Source organism: Halohasta sp. A2 (genome assembly GCF_056175805.1).
This window is the reverse complement of the sequence record NZ_JAQFWV010000331.1, coordinates 1-252: the sequence shown is the minus strand read 5'-3', so window position 1 is coordinate 252 and position 252 is coordinate 1. Positions and strand designations below refer to the sequence as shown.

General features: G+C 54.8%; 1 pseudogene. It reads left to right on the top strand.

Features of this window, described 5'->3' with window-relative positions:
• Window positions 1–124: 124 nt before the first annotated feature.
• Window positions 125–252: pseudogene (locus O2S87_RS19330) on the top strand (zinc ribbon domain-containing protein); the annotation flags it as partial.

Genomic DNA, 252 nt, shown 5'->3' with positions numbered 1-252 from the left:
TGGATAGTCTGGTTTGGGTGCTTCTGCAAAGTCTGTATCTAGAAATTCGGCAGTTCAGCGACTCAGACAGGAGAATTTGTTATGTAAGTGATTCAATACGGGAGCCGTCTTGCGATAAACGGAGCAACTGCCGTCCAACAGTCGGAACCGAGCGGGGGCGGCGTGGGGAACGTTCCTGCGGATGGTGGAGTACAAGTGCGAACGCGAAGGCACGCACTTCGCCGCCGTCGATCCGCGAGGAACGACGAAAAA